The 21,356-nt window shown below is 67.2% G+C and carries 16 protein-coding genes and 1 pseudogene; 8 read left to right on the top strand and 9 right to left on the bottom strand.

Translation table 11 applies throughout. The features are described from left to right. The first annotated feature begins 70 nt into the window (after positions 1-70). Entirely contained in the window at positions 71-829 is a 759-nt protein-coding gene (locus BT183_RS10735) for a TetR family transcriptional regulator C-terminal domain-containing protein (protein WP_084603452.1), read from the top strand. Positions 830-848: 19 nt separating this feature from the next. On the opposite strand, the gene BT183_RS10730 is transcribed toward BT183_RS10735, so the two are convergent. Next, positions 849-3,044, bottom strand: a complete 2,196-nt coding sequence (locus BT183_RS10730; RefSeq protein WP_072342616.1) for a heavy metal translocating P-type ATPase — start codon at positions 3,042-3,044, stop codon at positions 849-851. 104 nt (positions 3,045-3,148) lie between these two features. Here BT183_RS10730 and BT183_RS10725 point away from each other — a divergent pair, with 104 nt between their 5' ends. Beyond that, complete coding sequence (locus BT183_RS10725; RefSeq protein ID WP_072342613.1) at positions 3,149-3,571, top strand: MerR family transcriptional regulator; 423 nt, start codon at positions 3,149-3,151, stop codon at positions 3,569-3,571. A 10-nt stretch (positions 3,572-3,581) separates the two neighbouring features. Here the strand turns inward: BT183_RS10725 and BT183_RS20955 are convergent, their stop codons facing one another. From BT183_RS20955 to dctP, 4 genes are read right to left on the bottom strand one after another with little or no spacing between them, the layout of a single operon-like run. After that, entirely contained in the window at positions 3,582-4,013 is a 432-nt protein-coding gene (locus tag BT183_RS20955; RefSeq protein ID WP_072342610.1) for a type II 3-dehydroquinate dehydratase, read from the bottom strand. Then, a complete protein-coding gene (locus BT183_RS20950; RefSeq protein ID WP_072342607.1) occupies positions 4,010-5,314 on the bottom strand; it encodes a TRAP transporter large permease in 1,305 nt (434 codons plus the stop codon). Before BT183_RS20950 ends, BT183_RS20955 begins: the two co-directional genes overlap by 4 nt. A gap of 5 nt (positions 5,315-5,319) precedes the next feature. Beyond that, a complete protein-coding gene (locus tag BT183_RS10710; RefSeq protein ID WP_072342604.1) occupies positions 5,320-5,838 on the bottom strand; it encodes a TRAP transporter small permease in 519 nt (172 codons plus the stop codon). Positions 5,839-5,891: 53 nt separating this feature from the next. Then, on the bottom strand, positions 5,892-6,878 hold the full coding sequence (dctP, locus tag BT183_RS10705; protein ID WP_072342601.1) for a TRAP transporter substrate-binding protein DctP: 987 nt from the start codon (positions 6,876-6,878) through the stop codon (positions 5,892-5,894). A gap of 213 nt (positions 6,879-7,091) precedes the next feature. Between dctP and BT183_RS10700 the strand changes: the two genes are divergently transcribed. Further along, on the top strand, positions 7,092-7,787 hold the full coding sequence (locus BT183_RS10700) for a GntR family transcriptional regulator (protein WP_072342598.1): 696 nt from the start codon (positions 7,092-7,094) through the stop codon (positions 7,785-7,787). Positions 7,788-7,911: 124 nt separating this feature from the next. Here BT183_RS10700 and BT183_RS10695 read toward each other — a convergent pair whose 3' ends face one another. Continuing rightward, entirely contained in the window at positions 7,912-8,814 is a 903-nt protein-coding gene (locus tag BT183_RS10695) for a shikimate dehydrogenase (RefSeq protein WP_244545309.1), read from the bottom strand. Between the two features lie 221 nt (positions 8,815-9,035). Between BT183_RS10695 and BT183_RS10690 the strand changes: the two genes are divergently transcribed. From BT183_RS10690 to BT183_RS10670, 5 genes are all read left to right on the top strand, one after another. After that, entirely contained in the window at positions 9,036-9,725 is a 690-nt protein-coding gene (locus BT183_RS10690) for a TetR/AcrR family transcriptional regulator (protein ID WP_425290560.1), read from the top strand. A gap of 86 nt (positions 9,726-9,811) precedes the next feature. Continuing rightward, on the top strand, positions 9,812-11,686 hold the full coding sequence (locus tag BT183_RS10685; protein WP_072342592.1) for a bifunctional sugar phosphate isomerase/epimerase/4-hydroxyphenylpyruvate dioxygenase family protein: 1,875 nt from the start codon (positions 9,812-9,814) through the stop codon (positions 11,684-11,686). 105 nt (positions 11,687-11,791) lie between these two features. Next, positions 11,792-12,400 carry a biliverdin-producing heme oxygenase gene (locus BT183_RS10680; protein ID WP_244545308.1) on the top strand — a complete coding sequence of 203 codons (609 nt, stop codon included), beginning with the start codon at positions 11,792-11,794 and terminating at the stop codon, positions 12,398-12,400. 111 nt (positions 12,401-12,511) lie between these two features. Then, complete coding sequence (locus tag BT183_RS10675) at positions 12,512-12,895, top strand: MbcA/ParS/Xre antitoxin family protein (RefSeq protein ID WP_072342590.1); 384 nt, start codon at positions 12,512-12,514, stop codon at positions 12,893-12,895. Beyond that, positions 12,855-13,649, top strand: coding sequence for an RES family NAD+ phosphorylase (locus BT183_RS10670; protein WP_072342587.1), 795 nt, complete (start codon positions 12,855-12,857; stop codon positions 13,647-13,649). The genes BT183_RS10675 and BT183_RS10670 overlap by 41 nt, the downstream gene beginning before the upstream one ends. 56 nt (positions 13,650-13,705) lie before the next feature. Here BT183_RS10670 and BT183_RS10665 read toward each other — a convergent pair whose 3' ends face one another. From BT183_RS10665 to glf, 3 genes and pseudogenes are all read right to left on the bottom strand, one after another. Further along, positions 13,706-15,973 (bottom strand): glycosyltransferase family 4 protein, encoded by a 2,268-nt coding sequence (locus BT183_RS10665; RefSeq protein WP_072342584.1) that lies wholly within the window; start codon positions 15,971-15,973, stop codon positions 13,706-13,708. An 11-nt stretch (positions 15,974-15,984) separates the two neighbouring features. After that, positions 15,985-19,088 (bottom strand): annotated as a pseudogene (locus tag BT183_RS21280) (glycosyltransferase). A gap of 53 nt (positions 19,089-19,141) precedes the next feature. Further along, a complete protein-coding gene (gene glf / locus BT183_RS10655) occupies positions 19,142-21,355 on the bottom strand; it encodes a UDP-galactopyranose mutase (RefSeq protein ID WP_084603560.1) in 2,214 nt (737 codons plus the stop codon). Between the last annotated feature and the right edge of the window lies 1 nt (position 21,356).

The raw sequence follows: 21,356 nt of genomic DNA, 5'->3' as shown, positions 1-21,356 counted from the left end.
TTTTCTTGCCGCTTGACGCCGGACCGTGTTATCCGGAAATTTGACCAGTTGGAAAAACGTTAGCACTCCCATGCCGCCGATCAAGGTCAAAATTGCGGACCCGCCGAGCCCGGCCGATCCGGTGGAAACCATCGCCCAGGCACAGGGTCAGCCCGTTGCCAAAAGGGCTCTGAAGGGGGCTGGGAAAGGGACCGGCAAGGGCGCAGGCAAGCCCAAGCCGCTGACCCGCATCCAGCGCGAAAAGCAGGACCAGATCCTCGAAGCTGCGCTCGACATCTTCTCGCGGCACGGCTTTCGCGGCGCCACCATCGACCAGATCGCCGAGCAGGCCGGCATGAGCAAGCCCAACCTGCTCTACTATTTTCCGCGCAAGGAAACGATCTACAAGCGGCTGATTTCGGGCCTGCTCGAGACCTGGCTGGCGCCGCTCAGCGAGATGGATGCGAGCGGCGACCCAATCCCCGAGATCCGCTCCTATATCCGCCGCAAGCTGGAGATGGCGCGCGATTTTCCGCGCGAGAGCCGGCTTTTTGCCAATGAGATGTTGGAGGGCGCGCCGCGCGTCATCGACATGCTCGAAGGCGAGCTCAAGGCGCTGGTGGACGAGAAGGCCAAGATCATCCTGGGCTGGATGGACGAGGGCAAGCTCAACCGGGCCGACCCCTATCACCTGATCTTTGCGATCTGGGCGACGACGCAGCATTACGCCGATTTCGACGTGCAGGTGCGCGCCGTGCTGGGCAGGGACCGGGGCGGGGACGGGCGCTACGAGGATGCGGCGCATTTCCTCGAGCGGCTGTTCATGCACGGGCTGCAGCCTCGGCGGTAGGAGGGCGGGGCGCCCCGGTTCAGCGCCGGGGCCGGGCCTTGCCGCTCCACCCGAGAAGCCGCATGGCGTTGGCGGTGACGAGCACCGTGGCGCCGGTATCGGCGAGGATGGCCGGCCAGAGCCCGGTGACCCCCATGATGGTGGTGACGAGGAACACCGCCTTGAGCCCCAGAGCGATGGCGATGTTCTGGTGGATATTCCCCATCGTGGCCTTGGAGAGGTCGATGAGGCGGGCGACATCCATCACCCGGCCATGCAGCACGGCGGCATCTGCAGTTTCGAGCGCCACATCGGTACCCCCGCCCATCGCCACCCCGATATCGGCGGCAGCGAGCGCCGGCGCGTCATTGATGCCGTCGCCGACCTTGACCACGATCTGGCCCTTGGCCTGGAGATCGCGGACGATGGCCTGCTTGTCCTCGGGCAGAAGCCCGGCCCGCACGGCGATGCCGAGGTCGCGCCCGATGGCTTCGGCGGTGCGCGGTGTGTCGCCGGTGAGCATGAGCGTTTCTATGCCCATGGCCGAAAGCCGGGCCAGCCCGTCGCGCGTATCGGCCCGCGGCTCGTCGCGCATGGCGATGAGGCCGGCGGGTTTTCCGTCATAGAGCAGCACCGAGACGGTCTTGCCCTCGCCCGAAAGCGCGGCGATGCGGGCCTCGATCTCGGCGGGCAGCGGGGCGATGGCGCCGGCTGCCTGCGGCGAGGCCAGCATCACCGCCACGCCACCGACCTTGCCGCTGACGCCGCGACCGGGCAGGGCGGTTTCGGCGGAGGCGGGCGGCACGGGCACGGCGCGGGCCTTGGCCGCCTCGCGGATGGCGAGGGCCAGCGGATGGCTCGAACCGGCCTCGATGGCGGCGGCGAGCGACAGGATCTGCGCTTCGCTGCGCCCGAAAGCGACGATGTCGGTCACCTTGGGCTTGCCTTCGGTCAGCGTGCCGGTCTTGTCGAAGGCGATGGTGGTGGTTTTGCGCAGGGCTTCGAGCACCGCCCCGCCCTTGACGAGCAGCCCCCGACGCGCCCCGGCCGAAAGCCCGGCGGCGATGGCGGCGGGCGTCGAGATGACCAGCGCGCAGGGGCAGCCGATGAGCAGCAGCGCCAGCCCGCGATAGACCCATATCCCCCAATCCTGCCCGAAGAGCAGCGGCGGCAGGAGGGCGACGAGCGCGCCGGCGGCGAGCACCGCGGGGGTATAATAGCGCGAGAAGCGATCGATGAAGCGCTGGGTGGGGGCCTTGGCCTCCTGCGCTTCCTCGACGAGCCGGATGATGCGGGCGATGGTGTTGTCGTCGGCCCGGGCGGAGACCTTCACCCGCAGCGCCGCATCGGCATTGATGGTGCCGGCAAAAACCGTATCGCCCTCGCCCTTGTCGCGCGGCAGGCTCTCGCCGGTGACCGGGGCCTCGTTGATGGCCGAACGGCCGGCGACGATGATCCCATCGGCGGCGATGCGGTCGCCGGGGCGCACGAGGATGATGTCGCCGATGGTGAGCCGGTCGGCCGGGGTCTCGATGGTCTGGCCGTTGCGCTCGAGGAGCGCCGTGCGCGGCACGAGGTCGGCGAGCGCGCGGATGCTGGCGCGGGCGCGGCCGGCGGCGATGCCCTCGAGGAGTTCGCCGACGAGGAACAGCAGCACGACGATGGCCGCCTCTTCGGTGGCCCCGATGATGACCGCGCCGACCGCCGCGATGCTCATCAGCGTCTCGATGGAAAAGGGCGTGCCGGCGCGCGCCGCGCTCAGGGCCCGGCGCGCGATGGGCACGAGCCCGACGAGCAGGGCCGCGACGAGTGCGAAGGGCCCGATGGCCGGAACGATCTGCCCGAGGATGAAGGCGAGTGCGAGGGCCGCGCCGCAGAGAAGCGTCGCGATGGCCTTGGGCGTCCGCCAGAACGGACCGTCCCCGAGATCGGCATGATCTTCATCATGATCATGGGCATGCGGCTGGCCGGCGTGATCGCTCTGGTTGGGCGTCTCGCCCGCGGGCTCGAGCGGGGCGATGGTGTAGCCGAGGTCGCGGACCTGCGCCTCTATGCGGCGGCTCGAAAGGCCGGGGGCCGGATCGACGCGCAGCGTGCCGGCGGAAACCGAAACGCCGACATCGGCGACCCCGGGCAGGCGGCGTACGGCCGTTTCGATCTTTTGCGCGCAGGAGGCGCAGTCCATGCCGCCAATGCGGTAGCGCAGGGGGGTGGGAGCGGAAGCGTCGTGCGTCATGGACGGTCTCCTTGAAACGACCGCCTCAGGACATAATCTCTCTAGCCACTAGAGGGTCAAGAGTGACAGAGTTACAAAATCGCGGCGCGGGAAAGGACCTTGCGATGCAGCTTTCGATCGGTGATCTGGCGCGGGCAACAGGGGCCAAGGTGCCCACCATCCGCTATTACGAGCAGATCGGCCTGCTCGCGGCGCCCCCGCGCACCGAGGGCGGACAGCGCCGCTATGGCCGGGCCGAGATCGAGCGGCTCAACTTCATCCGCCATGCGCGGGAGCTTGGCTTCGAGATCGAGGCGATCCGCGAACTGCTCGCCATGACGGGAAAGCCGCAGGCCTCGTGCCACGAGGCGGACAGCATCGCGCTCTCGCATCTGGCCGAGGTCGAGGCGCGGATCGAAAAGCTTACGGCGCTGCGCGACGAGCTGTCCCGGATGATCTCCGAATGCAGCCATGGCCGCATCTGCGATTGCCGCATCATCGAGGTTCTGGCCGATCACGGCCAATGCGCCGCCGACCACCCGCATTGAGGCGGGGTGCTCAGTCCGCGAGCTTGCACAAGAGATAGCGGATGGCGACGGGATAGCCCTCGGCGCCCATGCCGCAGATCACCGCATCGGCCCGCATCGACACATAGGAGCGGTGATAGATCGGCTCGCGCTTGTGGATGTTGGAGATGTGCACCTCGATGACCGGTGCCTCCACCATCTTGAGCGCATCGAGCAGCGCCAGAGAGGTGAAGCTCAGCGCCGCCGGATTGATGACGATGCCGCAGGCAAGATCGATGGCAGCATGCACCGCGTCGATGAGCTTTTCCTCGCTGTTGGTCTGGACAAACACCAGGCCGCGCGGCCCCGCCGCCTCCCGGCACATGGCTTCGACCTGGGCGAGGGAGGTGTGCCCGTAGATATGCGGCTCGCGCGTGCCCAGCCGGTTGAGATTGGGGCCGTTGAGGACGTGGACGGGCTTCACGGGGTGGCTCCCTGATAGCCGAAGAGCCGGGGCAGCCAGAGCACCGTCTCGGGCACGAATGTGAAGAGGATCAGCGCGCCGACGAGCATGCCCAGATAGGGCAGGGTATCGGCGACGAGCGCGCGCATCGGCACATTGGCAATGCGCGTCATGATGAAGAGCAAGAGCCCATAGGGCGGGGTGATGAGCCCCAGCATGATGTTGACGACCACGACCACGCCGAAATGCACCATGTCGATGCCCAGCGCCTGCGCGGTGGGGATCAGGACCGGCACGATGACGAGCAGGATGGTGGTACCCTCGAGCACGCAGCCCAGGAGCAGCAGCAGGATGTTGACCGCGATGAGGAAAGTGAGCGGATCGAGATCCCAGGAGAGGAGCAGCATCGAGAGGCTGCGCGGGATATTTTCGATGGTGACGACATAGTTGAACACCAGCGCCCCGGCGATCAGCATGCCGATCGAGGCGGTGGTCTTGGCGCTGGTCAGCACAGAGCCATAGAGGTCGCGGGCCCCGACGCTGCGATAGATGACGAGCGAGACGATGAGCGCGTAGAAAGCGGCGACGGCGGCGGCCTCGGTGGGCGTCGTCACCCCGCCATAGATGCCGTACATCAGCACCACCGGCATCATCAAGACGGGCAGCGCATGCCAGGTCATGCGCGGCAGCTGGCGGAGGGGCACGGGCGGCTCGACGGGGAAGTTCTTGCGCCGCGCCGTGACGGCGATCAGCACCATCATGGCCCCGGCCATCAGGAGGCCGGGAAAGACGCCGGCAAGAAAGAGGTAGCCGATCGAGGTATCGGCAACCAGCGCATAGAGTACCATGGGGATCGAGGGCGGGATGATCGGCCCGATCACCGCCGTGGCGGCCGTGAGCGCGGCGGCATAGGACGGGGTATATTTGCCGTCCTTGGTCATCATGAACTGCATCATCTTGCCCGAGCCGGCGGCATCGGCGATGGCCGAGCCCGACATGCCGGCAAAGACGATCGATTGCAGCACGTTGACCTGCGCCAGCCCGCCGCGGAAGCGGCCCACCAGCGCATCGCACCATTTGAGCAGGCGCTCGGACATGGTGCCCGAATTCATGATCTCGGCGGCGAGGATGAAGAGCGGCACCGCCAGCATGATGTAGTTCGAATACATGCCGTTGAGCAGCTGCTCGGCGACGATGCCCATGTCCTGCCCGCGCATCAGCAGATAGAGCACCGAGCCGGCGATCATCGCGATGCCCATGGGCAGGCCGAGAAAGGCGAGCGCCGTGATGATGGCGAGCGCCGAGGCGAAGGGGATCGACATGGCCCTTACACTCCCGAGGTGGATTTGAGCGGATCGACCGAGACGGGATCCACCCCGCGCAGGGCGTTGATGCCGAGCCAGAGCTGGCGCACGATGACCGCCACGGCAAAGACCCCGTAGATGGCATAGAGCCAGTCGAAGCGGATCTTGAGATAGGCGGTGCGCTGCACCTTCATGAAGGCGATGTAGTCGATGACCGCCGGCAGCGAAATCGTGAACAGCACCACCACGGTGGTGGCGGTGAGGACCACCATGCCGCGGCGCACGCGCGGACTGGCGGCGGCGTAAAACAGGTCGAAGCGGATCTCCTCGCTGTCGCGCACCACGAAGGCGGTGCCGAACAGCACGAGATAGAGCCACATCATGACGCTGATCTCGTGCGTCCAGCCGATGGGCAGGTTCAGGAGGTAGCGAAAGACGATCTGGATGATGAAGACGATGAACATCACCGCCAGCATGGCGGCGAGCAGGTTTTCGGCACGGGCGCGCAGCCATGAGCCGATGGCGGCCAGATTTTCGATCATTGCCATCCTCCCCCTGACGGACAGGGAGCGGCGCGAACCGCTCCCCGCATGGCTCAGAGCGCGTTGATGCGCTCGATCACGCCTTCGGGCCAATCCTTGGCGAGGTCGGATTCGAGATAGAGCTTCTGCGCGTTCTCGCGGAAGGCGGCGACATCGGGCTCGTAGATGTCGAGGCCGGCAGCCTTGAACTGCTCGAGCAGCGCGGCTTCGCGGGCCACATGGGCCTCCTGGCTCATGTCGATGGCGTCGCGCGCAGCGGCCTCGAGGGCAGCCTGGTTCTCGGGCGACATGGCGTCCCACGCGGTCTTGGAGATGACGAGAAGGTCATAGCCCACGAGGTGCGAGGTGAGCACGATCTGGTCCATCACCTCGAAGAACTTCATGTTCTCGACATTGGGGAGGGGGTTGTCCTGCCCGTCGATGGCGCCGGTCTGGAGGCCCGTATAGACCTCTGCATAGGCCATCGGGGTGGGGTTGGCGCCAAGAGCGGTGCCGAGGAACTGCCAGGCATCGCCGCCCGGCATGCGCAGCTTGATGCCTGCCATGTCGGCGGGCGTCGTGATCTTCTTGTCCCCGCGCAGGCCGACCTGGCGGATGCCGAAATAGGTCGGCCCGAGGATGTGGATGCCGAGCTGGTATTCGGCCATTTTCTTGAACTCGGCGCCCACTTCGCTGTCAAAGAAGGCGCGCAGGTGATCGGCGTCGCGGAAGAGATAGCCCGAGGTCAGCACCGACCAGGCGGGGATCTGGTTGGAAACGTCCTGCGGGGCGATGTTGCCCATCTCGAGATTGCCGCGCTGCAGCGCCACGAGCTCGGTGCCCTGCTTGAAGAGGTTGCCCCCGTAATAGGGCTCGAGGGTCGCGATATCGGCGATGGCCTCGCCGAACTGCTTCATCATGCCGGCGCGGATATCCTGCTCGGAGAACACGGCCGAAAAGCGCAGCGTCGGCTTGTCCTGCGCCAGGCCCGGCAGGGCCGCACAGATCGACAGCATGGCAGCGCCGACAAGCACGGCGCGGCGGCGAATGGACTTGGTCATGAGTTCCTCCCAACTCGGCCCCGAGGGGACCGGTCGCCCGTATCCCGGGCTCTTTCCCTAGCATCCGGGGGCGATCGCCGCCGGGTGAATAACTTTGTACGAAATGGTTCGTACATGTCAACCGAGGCTTCCCCGCATCCGGTCAGCGCAAGGTTGCGGCCGACCACGACATCTGTCAATATCAAAAGCATCAGATGAAAAGCCGATGACCAGATGCAGTTGCAGCCTTTGACCGATATCGAGCCGCTGAGCGTGGGGGAGGCGACCTTCCGCAGGCTGCGCGCCGACATCGTCGAGGGACGGTTGCGGCCGGGAGAGCGGCTGCTGCTCGACCGGCTGAAGGTGGATTATGCCGCCGGTCTTTCGACGCTGCGCGAAATCCTCCAGCGCCTCGCCTCCGAGCATCTCGTGGTCGCCGAGGGCCAGCGCGGCTTCGCCGTGGCCCCGGCATCGGAGGCTGACCTGCGCGACCTGGGGGCCCTGCGGCTGCTGCTTGAAGCCCGCGCGCTCGAACAGTCCATCGCGCAGGGCGATCTCGACTGGGAAGCGCGGGTGGTGGGGGCCCATCACAAGCTCTCGGCCATCGAAAAGCGGCTGCTGGCCGGTGAGACGGGGCTTACGGCGCCCTGGATCGCCTATGACCGGGCCTTTCACGAGGCGCTGATTTCCGCCTGCGGCTCGCCGGCGCTGATGGATGTGCATGTCTCGGTGTTCGACCGCTTCGTGCGCTACCACATGCTGGCCGAGAGCTTCCGCGGCCCGCCGGTGATCGCCGACCACAAGGAACTGGTGACGGCCGCGCTGGGGCGCGATGTCGCCACCGCGCGAGCGCTGCTCGAACGCCATGTCGAGGCCGGCATCGCCCATGTGCTCGCAAGCGGGCGCATCGGAGGGCCGCGGGGGCGGTGAGGGGGGCTGGTAAACTAAGGGTAGTGCTTTCGCGAGGGGCGCTGAAAGCGGCCCTCGTCCTTCGAGACGCCCCTGGCGGGGCTCCTCAGGATGAGGCCCTCGGAAAAGGCGAGGCCGGCGCCCCTCAGGCTGCGGCGCGGAAGTGTTCGTGCATCGAGGCGCGGTCGGGGGCTTGGCCGGTGAAGAGTTCGAAGGCCTTGACGGCCTGGTAGATTGCCATGCCGGTGCCCGGCACGACGCGGCAGCCGAGCGAACGGGCATGCGCCAGAAGCGCGGTTTCCTCGGGGAAATAGACGATGTCGGCCACCCAGTGTCGCGCCTCGAGCGCTTCGGGGGGAACCGCCATGCCGGGATATTTGGCCATGCCCATGGGGGTGGCGTTGACGATGCCGTCGGCTTGCCGCAGGGCCAGCCGCACATCGCTCACCGCCGCGACGACGGGGCCGAAGCGCTGGGCGAGGCGCTGCGCCAGAGCCTCGGTCCGCTCGCGGTCGGGATCGCAGAGCAGGAGCCGCCCCACGCCCGAGAGCAGCAGGGCATGAGCCACCGCCGCGCCACCGCCGCCCGCCCCGAACTGGATGACGGTGCCGATGGGCGCGCCCGGCAGGCCCTCGCGGAAGCTTTCGGCAAAGCCCCAGCAATCGGTGTTGTGGCCGACCCGGCCCTGTTCGGAGAACACCACCGTGTTGACCGCCCCGATGCCGGCCGCCTCGGGGGCGAGCGCGTCGAGTTCGGCGATGATCGCCTGCTTGAAGGGGTGGGTGACATTGATGCCCGCAAAGCCCGCCGCCTCGATCAGCATCACCGCATCGGCCAGATCGTCATCGGCGAGCCCGAGCGCATCGAAATCGATGAGCCTGTACTCATAGCTGAGCCCGAGCCGCGCGCCCTCGCGCTCATGCATGCCGGGGGTGCGGGAGGCCTGGATGCCGCGGCCGACGAGGCCGACACGGAAGCGCGCGGGACCCTCTGCGCCCGAGTGCGTGGCGAGATGCTGCTTGAGCCGTTCGGCCAGTCTTGCGTCCACCTGGAGTCTCCTGCCCCGCTTGTAGGGCCTGCGCCATCGCCCGGCCCGGTTCAGGAGGGCGGGCCGGCGCGCGGAGGCATGGGAAAGGCCGCGGCCCACCCGCTATCCGCCCTTGCTATCGGCGCCTGCCCCCCGATAATGACGGGTGCGACCGGATCGATGAATGTACGAACTGGTTAGTTTAGTCAACCTCCCCGGCATCGGGAGGCGCGGTTTCGGGAGTGGCAGGATTGGCAGGCTCAGGCGGCGCACAAGGCGCCAAGGCGGCACGGACGCAGGACCCCGAAGGCACGCGGCAGAATATCATCGAGGTGGCCTCGCAGGAATTCGCGCTCAACGGGCTTTCGGGCGCGCGCATCGACGAGATCGCCGCCAAGACCCGCGCCTCCAAGCGCATGATCTATTACTATTTCGGCGACAAGGAAGGGCTCTATCTCAGCGCGCTGGAAAACGCCTATCGGCGGGTGCGCGAGGGCGAGGCACAGCTCGACATCGAGGGGCTGGCCCCGCTTGATGCGCTGCGGCGGCTGGTGGAATTCACCTTCGACCACCATCACCAGCATGAGGATTTCATCCGCATGGTGATGATCGAGAATATCCACCATGGCGAATATCTCGAGCGTTCGAAGGTCATCCGCCAGCTCAACGTCACCGCCATCGGCACGATCGAGCAGATCTATGCGCGCGGGCTCAAGGACGGGCTCTTCCGCGAGGGGCTCGATCCCATCGAGCTGCACTGGCAGATCAGCGCGCTCTGTTTTTTCAACGTCTCCAACCGCGCAACCTTCAGCCATCTGTTCGGCCGCGATTTCGGCGCGCCCGGGGCGCAGGAGGCGCTGCGGCGCAATGCCGTGGACATGGTCACCCGCCATGTGGTGCGCCCCGACCGGCTGGTGACGCTGGGCCTCTGAGCGAACCGCAGCGCTTGACCGCATGGGGCCCGCTCCACTAGCATGATGTACGAACCGGTTCGTACATAACAGCAAGTGAGGGTTGAATGCGGACCTCGATCGCGACGGTCTCGATCAGCGGAGACCTCGTCGAAAAGCTTGGAGCCATCGCGGCGGCCGGCTTCGACGGGGTGGAGATCTTCGAGACCGATCTCCTCACCAGCGGGGAAAGCCCCTCCACGATCGGCCGCATGGCGCGCGACCTCGGGCTCGAGATCACGCTCTTCCAGCCCTTCCGCGATTTCGAGGGCCTGCCCGAGCCGCTGCGGGCCCGTGCCTTCGAGCGCGCCCGGCGCAAATTCGCGCTGATGAACGAATTGGGCACCGACCTCATCCTCATCTGCTCGAACGTGTCGCCGGCAGCGCTCGGGGGCATCGACCGGGCGGCGGCGGACCTGCGCGATTTAGGCGAGATCGCTGAGGGCTTCGGGGTGCGGGTGGGCTATGAGGCGCTCGCCTGGGGCCGGCATGTCAGCGACCATCGCGACGCCTGGGAGGTGGTGCGGCGCGCCGACCACAACCGCGTCGGGCTCATCCTCGACAGCTTCCACACGCTCGCCCGGCGCATCGACCCCGATACCATCCGCGCCATTCCGGGCGACCGCATCTTCATCGTGCAACTGGCCGATGCGCCGCTCATCGACATGGACCTGCTCTATTGGAGCCGGCATTTCCGCAACATGCCGGGTGAGGGCGACCTGGCGGTGGTGCCCTTCATGCAGGCGGTGGCGGCGACGGGCTATGCCGGGCCGCTGTCGCTCGAAATCTTCAACGACCAGTTCCGCGGCGGCTCGTCGCGCGCCATCGCGGCGGACGGGCATCGCTCGCTCGTCTACCTCATGGACCAGGTGGCGCGCAAAGAACCCCATAGTGCGCTGAGCGTGCCGGCCATGCCCGACCGCATCGCGGTCAAGGGCGTCGAATTCATCGAATTCGCCGCCGATGCGCGTTCGGCCCCCGATCTCGAGGCGCGGCTCAAGGCCATGGGCTTTGCCAAGGTTGGGCGCCACCGCACCAAGAGCGTGGTGCTCTATCGCCAGGGCGGCATCAACATCGTGGTCAATACCGAGGATGACGGGCTGGCCCATGCCACCTATGTCACCCACGGCACCTCGGCCTATGCCATCGGCCTCAAGGTAGAGGACGCGGCGGCAACCGTGGCGCGGGCCCGGGCGCTCGGGGCCCAGCCCTTCGAGCAGGCGGTGGGCGAGGGGGAGTTGCGCATTCCCGCCATCCGCGGGGTCGGGGGCGGGGTCATCCATTTTCTCGACGATCGGTCCGAGCTTGCGCGCGTCTGGGATGTGGAGTTCGTGCCCATCAGCGGTGTCGAGCCGGTGGCGCCGGTCGGTCTCGAGCGGGTCGATCATATCGCCCAGACCATGAACCATGACGAGATGCTGACCTGGGTGCTGTTTTATCGCTCGATCTTTGCGATGGAAAAAAGCGCCCTCGTCGACGTGCCCGATCCGTCGGGGCTCGTACGCTCGCTGGCGGTTGAATCGCCCTCGGGCAGCCTGCGGCTCACGCTCAATGGCGCCGAGAACAGCCGGACGCTGGCCGGGCATTTCGTGACCCGCACCTTTGGCTCGAGCGTGCAGCATCTGGCCTTCGCCACCAGCGACATCTTCGCGGCGGTCGCGGCGATGGGCCTGCCGACGCTCCCCATCGGCCAGAGCTATTACGACGATGTCGAGGCCCGGCTGGGGCTCGATCCGGATTTCGTCGCCCGGCTGCGGGCCCACAATATTCTCTACGACCGTGACGAGAGCGGGGAGTTCCTGCAGGCCTACAGCCACACCATGGGCGAGGGGTTCTTTTTCGAGATCGTCGAGCGGCGCGGGGGCTATCGCGGCTATGGCGCTCCGAACGCGCCCTTCCGCATCGCCGCGCAGAAACGCGCCCTCTCGGCCGCCATGCCCTGACGAGGTCATCGGCATAGGCTCTGGCGCCTCGGGCACGGGCTTCCTATGATCCCTGCGAGGATGGGGGCGATCTTTGCGCCCCTTGCAAGACGCAGAGGATAGCCCGTGGCCGAAACCTTGATGCCAGAGGCGATGGCGCGGGCAGGTCTTGCTGTGCGGGGAGGTCTTGCGGCGCGGCTCAAGGCTGGGACGCGCATCGGGCATGAGCGCCTCGACCAGCGCATCATGGCCGGACGGCCCTTTGCCGATCGCGAGCGCTACGGGCGCTTCCTGGCGGTTCAGGCGGATGTGCTGGGGCGGGCCAGCCCGCTCTATCACCGCGCCGATCTCGGCCTGCTGCTGCCGGGGCTGGCCGGGCGCGACCGGCTCGACCTGCTGGAGCACGATCTTGCCGATCTCGGTCGTGTCCGGGACGAGGCCGTGCCGCTTAAGGCTGACATGCCGCTGCCCGAGGCGCTGGGCTGGCTCTATGTGACGGAAGGATCGACGCTGGGCGCGGCCGTGCTGCTCAAGGCCGCCCGGGTCCTTAAATTGTCGGAAATTTTCGGCGCCCGTCATCTGGCGGGTCCACCACAGGGGCGCGGCGCAGCCTGGAAGGCGTTCGTCGAGGCTCTCGATTCGGTGCCGCTGTCGGCTGCCGAGGAGCAGCGGGCGATCGCGGCGGCCCTCCGGGCTTTTGCCTATGCGCATGAGCGGGTGGAGGCGCATTTCTGACAGCGAATGGTGCTCACGGCTGAGCCGCCGATCTTGACGCGGGAAACCGCAGCGCCCATCTTGTCTTTCAGGAGAATGAATGTAGCTCGTTTCTTTCTGAAGAAGGTTTGTATGTTCAGTGCACACACATTGGATCAGGCCCGGCCGGCACCGGGACCGGTACTGACCAAGGCCGTCATCCGGGCTGCCGACCGGCTGGGCGTGACGGCCGGCACGCTCGCAACCATCATCGGGGTGAGCGAAGCGAGCGTCTCGCGCATGAAGCGCGGCGGGTTCGCGCTCGAGCCGGGCAGCAAGCCCTTCGAACTCGGCGTGCTCTTCATCCGCCTCTTCCGCTCGCTGGATGCCATTGTGGGCGGCGACGAGGCGGTGGCGGCACGCTGGCTCCTCAGCCCCAACACCGTCCTCGATGGCCGGCCGATCGAAAAAGTGCAAAGCGTGAGCGGACTTGTCGATGTCATCGCCTATCTGGACGCGCGACGCGCTCTCGTCTGAGCTGCATCGATATGAGGGGCTCTGCTGGCGGCTGGTGGAGGCGCAGCATCGCGTCTCGACGCTCAAGCTCGCCGACACGCTGGCCGAACAGGCGCTGCTCGAGGACCTGATCGAGACCACCAAACCGGCCATTCCACCAGAATGCCGGCATCTCGATTTCCTTCTTGCAACGCCGTTCCGCTATGGCGGGGTCTATCCGCATGGCTCGCGCTTTCGCCGCGCCGGGCGGACGCTGGGGGTTTATTATGCCGCCGAGAGCCCAGCCACGGCCGTGGCCGAGATGGCGTTCTACCGCCTCTTGTTTTTTGCCGAGTCGCCCGAAACGCCCTGGCCCCGGGATGCCGCCGAATTCACGGCCTTTTCGGCTCAAATCGCGACGCAGGCGCTGCTCGATCTCACGCGTCAGCCGCTCTCGGCCGACACTGTCCTCTGGACCGATCTCGTCGATTACAGCGCCTGCCAGCACCTGGCCGATGCGGCCCGCGCCGCCGATGCCGAGACCATCCGCTATGCCTCGGTGCGCGACCCCGGAGGTGGGTGCAATCTGGCGCTTCTGACCTGCGGGGCCTTTGCCGCACGGGCGCCGATTTCGCGCCAGACCTGGCGCATTCGCCTCAGCGCATCGGGGGTGCAGGCGCTCTGCGATTTCCCGCGCCAGGGCCTCGAATTTCCACCCGAGACGTTCGCTGCCGACCCGCGCATTGCCGGCCTCGATTGGGAGCGCCGGACCAGCCCCTCTCGCGCCGGCCGATAGCATAGGGCCCGTGGGATGAGCATGGCTCCGGAAGAGGCGCGCCCGCGATCGGGCGCTCAGGCCGGGAGCGGCGCGTGGCTCCGATCGGGCGACGGGGTTGCCGCGTCGCGCGTGCGAGGTGGCCGCCCCTGGAGCCGGGCCAGCTCGTCGGCGAGCGGGGTATAGACGGCGCGGCGGCCGGCGATGAATTCCTGTTCGAGCAGGCCGTTCTGGCAGGGGCGGTCGTCGTCCCAGCCGAAATGATTGAGCACGGGATAAAGGCAGAGGCCTTCCACCGGCACGCCCCGGGCGCGCGCCTGCTGCAACTGGGCGGCAACGTAGGCCAGCCAGGCCGGGCGACGGTCGAACTCGATGCCCGTTTCTGCAAGAACCATCGGCCGGCCATAGCGCCCATGGATTTCCATCAGCAGGCGATGCAGCGGCCGGTAGAGCGGGTGCCCGATATCGAGGGTCGGACCGCCATGGATCCACTGGTTGTTGGAGTAGTAGTTGACCCCGACGATATCGAGCAGCTCGGGTGACCCGCCCAATTGCGGCCAGATGGCGCCGCTCAACATGTCCCAGCCCTGGTACTGCGCCAGCCTGTGGCCCTCGGCAGCACCGAATTCATGCGGGCGATGCGGATCGGTCACGACATTGATGGCGGGGTCGGCATGCACGAAGCGGGCGCGCGGATCGACCTCGCGAATGGCATGCATGGCCGCGATCGAGGCGCGCGCCAGCTGCACCTTGAGCTCGAAGCCCCGGCCACGGGCGAAGGGATTGAGATAGCCCGCATCGCCCCCGGCCCAGGCGGAAAACGAGATCTCGTTGACCGGGCAGTAGAACGGCACTGCATCGCTGGCATCCTTCAGCCGCCTCGCCGCCGCGCGGGCAAAGCGCGCGAAGCGGTCGACGAAGTGCGGGGCCCAGATATCGATGTCGTCGGGCCAGCCATAATGCAGCAGGTCCCAGATCACCTGGGTTCCGGCGTGCCGGGCCGCCGCCAGCATCGGGTCGAGGCTCGACCAGTCGAACCGGCCGGGGCTGGCTTCGATCAGGTGCCAGCGCAGGCCGTCGCGCACCGTGCGCAGGCCCATGCCGCCAAGTTGCCGGTAATCGTCTTCGGCATGCACGTCGTGCCGGCTCGACGCGATGATGTCGAGGCGGCGCCCGTTCCCCAGACGGTGGGTGGAGCATTCGAACCCGCCCTGGAAATAGGACCGGAAGAGGCTTGGAGGAGGCGCAACCGGCCGTTCGGCGGCAACGGCGTCAAAGAGCGTGCGCCACTGACCGATGACGGCGGCCACCGAATACCGGCTCTCAACCGTCTGCCGCAGCGCGGCGCCCAGCCTCTGGCGCAGGGGCGGATCGGCGAGGAGCCGCAGCATCGCGGCGGCAACCGCTCCCGGGGATTCATGGGGCACGAAGAGGCCCGAGACCCCGTCCTCGATCTGCTGGAGGGCGCCATTGTCGGGCGTGGCGATGACCGGCAGGCGCGCCGCGCCGGCCTCGGCGATGACATGGGGCATGCCCTCACCGCGCGAGAGCCAGACGAAGATGTCGAGCCCGGAGAGGAGCCGGGGAATGTCCCCGCGATCGCCCAGAAAGCGGAGGCTGTCGCCAAGTCCCAGCGTCTGGGCGAGCGTGCGCAGGTGTGTCGCATAGTCCGGCATGAAGGCATCGGGCCCGCCGATCACGAGGAACACCGCATCCGGCCGCGTGCGGCGCACCTCGGCGGCGGCCATGATGAAGTCTTCCACGCGTTTCTTGGCATCGAGCCGGCCGACCCAGCCGATGACCGGAACGCCCTCATCCAGCATCAACTCCTCTCGCACCGCTGCGCGATGGGTCGGGTCGAACTCCCCGAGGTCGACCATCGAGGGGATTTCGATGGCGTGATGGGGACGGTCGGGCATGCGGGAGGCGGCCGCGTCGCGGATCGAGCGGCAGACCCCGACATAGCGATGGGTGAAATGCTTGGGGCCTGCCAGGGCCTCCGAGACGAGGCCGCCATGTTCGATCAGCGGCGGGCGCAGACAGGTGCGTTCCAGCGCCGGATAGATATCGGCAACGTTCTGGCACGAAACGACAAGGTCATAGCGCGCCACCTTGCCCGCGAGATAGGCCACCGTATCCTCAAAGGAGAGGCCGTAGGGGTGGGTATCGACCGAAATGCCGAGCGCCCTCAGCTGGTCATGGGTCTGGTCGGGCATGCCCTCCTTGCGGAAGCAGGCGAGGACATCGATGCGGTAGCGCTCGGGATCGAGATGGCGCGCCAGAAGTCGGATTTCGGTTTCTTCCCCGCCCACCACTAGCCAGGCGAAGACGAAAAGGATGCGCATGGGCTCGCTGGTCAATCGGCCACCTGAAAGACGATCTGGAGGAATTCGGGCCGTGTCGCGACGAGCTCTGCGAGTAAGGCGGGCGCATCGGCGAACGGCACGACATGGGTCAACACCTCGCGCAGGATGGCGGGCGCTTCGGCGCGCAGAAGGCCGATGGTTTCGAGCGCCAGGCGGCGGCGATCCCAGGCCGGGGCAAGGCCGCGTGGCACGCGGTTGATCTGCGCGCAGCGGATCGAAAGCCCGTTATGGTGGAATTCTTCGCCCAGCCGCAGCGCTTCGGCTCCGCCCTGATAGAAGGCGAGGTCGATGACCGTGCCCTGCGGACGCAGCGCCCGCAGCGCGGTGTGGAGGCTGCCGGCATGGGCGCGCGTCTGGAAGACGAAATCGGCGCCCCGCTCGCCCCCGCTGTGCCAATGGGTGCGCGCATGCTGCCAGGCCTCGTGCTCGTCCATGGCCAGAAGCCCGAGGGCCGCCATCCTTTGGCGGCGGAAAGGTGAGGGATCGGCAATGACGACTTCCGAGGCGCCGGCGCGCCTGGCGAACAGCGCGGTCATCCAGCCCACCGTGCCCGCCCCGATCACCAGCACCGGACGATCGCGCAGGCTCTGTCCCAGCATGCTGACGCCGGGCCCGAAGATTTCCGCATCCGCATGCAGGATGCCGTTGGCCGCGATTGGGCCCATCTGCGCGACAAACACGCCGAGCACCGGGTCGATATCCTCGGGCAGCGCAATCAGCACGTCGCGGGCCGGGTCGGCGGTGTGCCCGCTCTTGTGCCCGAAGGTCGTTGCCAGCACCTGCCCGCGCGAAAAGGCCGGGCTGCGGCTCTCGGTGACGCGGGCAACCTCCATATAGCCCAGAAACGGCACGGGATAATGGAGGCTGGCTTCGCCCGGAACGAAGACACCCCGGTCTCCGTCCCAGCGGGAATGGAAATAGGGATTGGTGTGCTTGAGAAAGGTCAGCTCGGTGCCAGCCGAAAAGCCGGAATAGAGCGTTTCAAGCCGCACATGCCCGTCCGCCGGGTCGCCTTCGGGGTAATCATGGATATAGGCCTCACCCTCGCGCGCGATGCCGAGGGACCTGATCTGACGCTCGCTCATGATAATCTAGTTGTCCTCGGCCATATCGATGGCGCGCCCCTCGCGGGCCGATGTCGCGATGGCGAGCGCGACGCGGTGGGTCTTGAGCGCTTCGCCATAGGGGCTGCGGATACGGTTGGCTTCGCCGCGCACCGCATCGATGAAATCGCGATCCTCGGCCCAGACGGGATCGCCCTGGGCATGCATCACCGGCCGGCCGGCGCCGACATCGATCATGATGTCGTGGTCGCTGAGTTCGAGCGCGAGCCCGTCTGCAAAGACGTGCAGGCCGACGCGGTGGCCCCAGCCGAGCAAACAGGTGGCCCCCAGATTGCCGATGGCGCCCGAGGCAAAGCGCAGGCTGGCTGTGCTGGCGGTGGCGACATCGAGCCCCGGAAAACCCTCGCGCGCCATGTGGCCGGCAAGCCCGAAAACCTGCGTCACCTCGCCGGCCAGATAGCGTGCCAGATCGATGATGTGGGTCGCCTGCTCCACCATCTGCCCGCCCGATCGATCGGCGCGCCACCACCATTGGGGCGGCGGGGTCTGGTCGAGCCAGTAGCCCGAGAGAAGCTGAGCGGGCCTGTCGGCAAGACGGCGCCGCGCCTCTTCCACAATGTCGAGATAGCGCCAGTGATAGCCGACGGCGGTCACGAGGCCGGCAGCGTCGACGGCACGCGCCAGCTCCTCGGCCAGATTGATGTCGAGCGACAGCGGCTTTTCGACGAAGAAGGGCAGGTTGCGCGCGATAACGGCCTGTTCGGGCGCGCCATGGGCGAAGGGCGGCACGCAGATATAGACGGCATCGAGGTCGGCGGCCTCGAGCATGCCGGTATGGTCGGCAAAGGCGCGCGCGCCGAACCGGGCAGCGGCATCCACCGCGCGATCGAAATCGGGATCGGCAAAGGCGACGAGACTGACATCGGGAAACTGTTCGAGCACCCCGAGATGGCGCTGCGCGATGCCGCCCACCCCGATAAAGCCGATGCGGGTCTTGCTCATGGCCGTGTACCTGAAATGGAGGGAAGAGAGAGATAGATGGCGGCCGTTTCGGCAGCCATGCGATCGGCCGCGAAACCGGCCTGGAAGCGGGCCTGCGCACCACGCGCCGCGGCGCTCGCCAGCGCCTTGTCCTCGATGGCGCGCAGGATCGCGCCCGCCAGCGCGTCGCTGTCGCCGGGCGGCACCTGAAGCGGGTGGCTCTGCCCCAGCGCCTCGAGATTGCCGCCCACCGCCGTGGCGAGCGCCGGCACGCCGGCCGCCATGGCTTCGAGCAGGGCCAGCGAGAGCCCCTCGAAGCGCGAGGGCAGGATGAAGAGGTTGGCGATGGCGAGGAGATCGGGCACGTCGTCGCGGTGGCCCAGAAGGCGAATGCTGTCGCCCAGCCCGCGGGCGGCGATCGCGGCACCCACCGCTTCGGCCTCGGACCCGCTGCCCACGAAGATGAACTTTGCCCCTTTATGGCGCGCCAGCACGCGGGGCGCCGCATCGATAAGGGCCATATGATCCTTTTGCGGGGTGAGGCGCGCAACGCTGAGCAGCACAGTGTCCGTGGGAGCAAGCCCGAGCCGTTGGCGCGTCTCCTCGGCAGGGCGCGAGGGCAGGCGCGGCGACAGGCCGTTGCGCACCACATAGTGCCGGCCCGGCCCGGTGCCCTCGTGCGACGCGGCGACCGCATCGGAAACAGCAATGCGCCGATCCACCGACATCAGCATGGCCCGATACTGGGCCTGCTGGACGGGGCTCGTCAGCAGATAGGGCAGATGCTCGGTGCGCACCACGGGCACTCCGGCGGCCTTGGCGACGCGCACGAGGTCATGCCCCTCCCAGCCGATGCCGGCATGGACATGGACGAGATCGATGGCCGCTGCCCTGATCCAGGTGCCGAAGCGGTCGAGCCGGTCCAAGTCGATGGCCTTGATGGCGAGCCCTGCCAACGCCGCCTTTCTCAGCAGCGCGCGGCCCGCTTCACCCTCCGGACAGGCAAGGGTGATGTCGAAGCCTGACAGGGCCGCGCCCAGCGTCAGCATGTGCTCGCCCATGCCCGAGGGTTGCGCGCTGTCGGTAGCCAGAACGATCCTTTTCACGCCGACACCGCGTCGGTCTGGCGGAATTCGGGCACGCTGCTCATGCGCCGATAGGTGGCGAGCGCCTGGCCCACGACCTGGTCCATGTTGTAGTAGCGATAGGTGCCCAGCCGCCCCACGAAGGTGACCTGGGGATGCTCATGGGCAAGCGCCTCGTAGCGCTTGTAGAGCGCGGCATTTTCCGGCCGGGGAATGGGGTAGTATGGGTCCCCGTCATCCTGCGGGAATTCATAGGTGATGCTGGTCTGCCGGTGCACCTGGCCGGTCAGGTGCTTATATTCGGTGATGCGCGTATAGGGCACCTCGGGGGCGGGATAATTGACCACGGCGACCGGCTGGAAGCGCCGCTGGTCGAGCGTCTCGTGCCGGAAGGCAAGGCTGCGATAAGGCAGGGCGCCGAAGCGGTGGTCGAAATACTCGTCGATCGGGCCGGTAAAGATGGTGTGGGGCGCAAGGCGCTGATTGCGCAGCTCGCGATGGTCGACGCCCAGTGCCAGCTCGATCCCGTCATGATCGATCATCTTCTCGAACATGGCGGTATAGCCATGCAGCGGCATGGCCTGGAACCGGTCGAGGAAATAGCGATCATCGGTATTGAAGCGCGTGGGCACGCGGGCGGTCACCGCCTTGTCGAGCGCGCTGGGGTCGAGCCCCCATTGCTTGCGCGTATAGCCTTCGAAAAAGGTGCGGTAGAGTTCGCTGCCGACCTGGCTCACCACCACGTCCCGGGCGCTGCTTATGGGGTCGACGGCCTCGGCGCGCCCCTGGAGGAAGGCTTCGGTTTCCGCGTCGCTCGCAAGGCCGAGGCCATAAAGCGTATTGAGCGTCGTGCGGTTGATCGGCATCGGCACCCGATGGTCTCCGACGGCCGCCAGCACGCGATGCTCATAGGGCCGCCAGGCGGTGAAGCGGGAGAGGTAGGCGACGATATCCTCGCTGTTGGTGTGGAAGATGTGCGGGCCGTATTTGTGCACGAGGATGCCGGCGCGATCGAAATGATCATAGGCATTGCCCCCGATATGGGGGCGCCGGTCGCAGAGCAGCACGCGCTTGCCGCCGTCCGAGGCCAGCCGCTCGGCCAGCACGCTGCCGGCAAAGCCGGCGCCGACGATGAGATAGTCATAGGGCCCGTCGCGCCGGGTGCGGCGGATGCGCGGCGCGGTCAGCCATTGCTGGCCATTGGCAACAGCCGCATCGAGGAGGGTTGAGATGCGGCGGAAACTCTCGTCCCAGCCCATCGACGCGATCCGTACGTCCACCGCCGGCAGATAGGCGGCGGGGTCGAGAGCGAGCGCCGCCTCGCAGGCGGCGATGAAGTCCTCGGGACTGGCCGCGATGCGCACGGCATCGATATCGCCATAGGTTTCGACCACGTCGGTGATCGGCGTCGAGACCACGGGCAGGCCGGCGGCCAGATATTCGGGCGTCTTGGTAGGGCTGATGAAGCGCGTCGCGTCATTGATCGCGAAGGGCATCAGCGCCACGTCCCATCCGGCCAGATAGTGCGGCAGATCGGCATAGGCGCGCTGCCCGAGGAAATGCAGATTGGGACGGTTCGGCAGGTCGCGCGGATCGATCTTGGCGAGGGGGCCGACCATGATCACCGACCAGTCGGGCTTCGCTTCCGCGAGCCGGTCGATGAGCCCCAGATCGATGCGCTCGTCGATGACGCCGTAATAGCCGAGCCGCTTGCCCGGCAGTTGGGCAATGTCGGCGGCCGGCGCCAGCCCTTCTCGAACCGCGCCGAAATGCCCGATATCGACGCCCGAGGGAAAGGCGTGGATGTTGTCGTGCCGGTGGCGCCGGGCTTCGAAGAGGCTCGCTCCCCCGGTGAGCACGAGGTCGGCCCGCTCCATGAGATCAGCTTCCAGCGCCTTGAGATTGGGCGGCGCGAAGCGGAAATTGGCGAGCTCGTCCATGCAGTCATAGACCACCGCGGCGGCCTCGACATGCCGGGCAAAGCCGAACATCACCGGGCTGTAGAACCACAGGATCGGCCGCACGATGCCGTTGAGCCGCAGCATCATGTCGAGAAGGCCGGCCAGCCCCGCCTCCCGCCGCGCCTCGTCCCAATGATGCGGGATGCGCGGGCGCAGCGACACGATGCCGGTGCCCTCATAGGGGTGGTATTCGAGATAGGGGGCGTGATGATCGGTGGGGATGTGCTCTTCGAAGAAATAGATCTGCCGGGTGCGTCCGAACCGGCTCATC

This window comes from Devosia enhydra (assembly GCF_900119845.1).
Taxonomy (GTDB): domain Bacteria; phylum Pseudomonadota; class Alphaproteobacteria; order Rhizobiales; family Devosiaceae; genus FPKU01.
Note: the sequence above shows the minus strand (reverse complement) of the source record. Positions and strands in the feature narration are given on the sequence as shown.

What these genes read in the sequence shown, in the direction of transcription:
- BT183_RS10675 (WP_072342590.1), top strand. Translation starts at nt 12,512, where the DNA reads ATGTTCAGTGCACACACATTGGATCAGGCCCGGCCGGCACCGGGACCG.
- BT183_RS10665 (WP_072342584.1), bottom strand. Translation starts at nt 15,973, where the DNA reads ATGCGCATCCTTTTCGTCTTCGCCTGGCTAGTGGTGGGCGGGGAAGAA.
- BT183_RS10725 (WP_072342613.1), top strand. Translation starts at nt 3,149, where the DNA reads ATGCAGCTTTCGATCGGTGATCTGGCGCGGGCAACAGGGGCCAAGGTG.
- dctP (WP_072342601.1), bottom strand. Translation starts at nt 6,878, where the DNA reads ATGACCAAGTCCATTCGCCGCCGCGCCGTGCTTGTCGGCGCTGCCATG.
- glf (WP_084603560.1), bottom strand. Translation starts at nt 21,355, where the DNA reads ATGAGCCGGTTCGGACGCACCCGGCAGATCTATTTCTTCGAAGAGCAC.
- BT183_RS10730 (WP_072342616.1), bottom strand. Translation starts at nt 3,044, where the DNA reads ATGACGCACGACGCTTCCGCTCCCACCCCCCTGCGCTACCGCATTGGC.
- BT183_RS20950 (WP_072342607.1), bottom strand. Translation starts at nt 5,314, where the DNA reads ATGTCGATCCCCTTCGCCTCGGCGCTCGCCATCATCACGGCGCTCGCC.
- BT183_RS10670 (WP_072342587.1), top strand. Translation starts at nt 12,855, where the DNA reads ATGTCATCGCCTATCTGGACGCGCGACGCGCTCTCGTCTGAGCTGCAT.
- BT183_RS10685 (WP_072342592.1), top strand. Translation starts at nt 9,812, where the DNA reads ATGCGGACCTCGATCGCGACGGTCTCGATCAGCGGAGACCTCGTCGAA.
- BT183_RS10735 (WP_084603452.1), top strand. Translation starts at nt 71, where the DNA reads ATGCCGCCGATCAAGGTCAAAATTGCGGACCCGCCGAGCCCGGCCGAT.
- BT183_RS10700 (WP_072342598.1), top strand. Translation starts at nt 7,092, where the DNA reads ATGCAGTTGCAGCCTTTGACCGATATCGAGCCGCTGAGCGTGGGGGAG.
- BT183_RS10710 (WP_072342604.1), bottom strand. Translation starts at nt 5,838, where the DNA reads ATGATCGAAAATCTGGCCGCCATCGGCTCATGGCTGCGCGCCCGTGCC.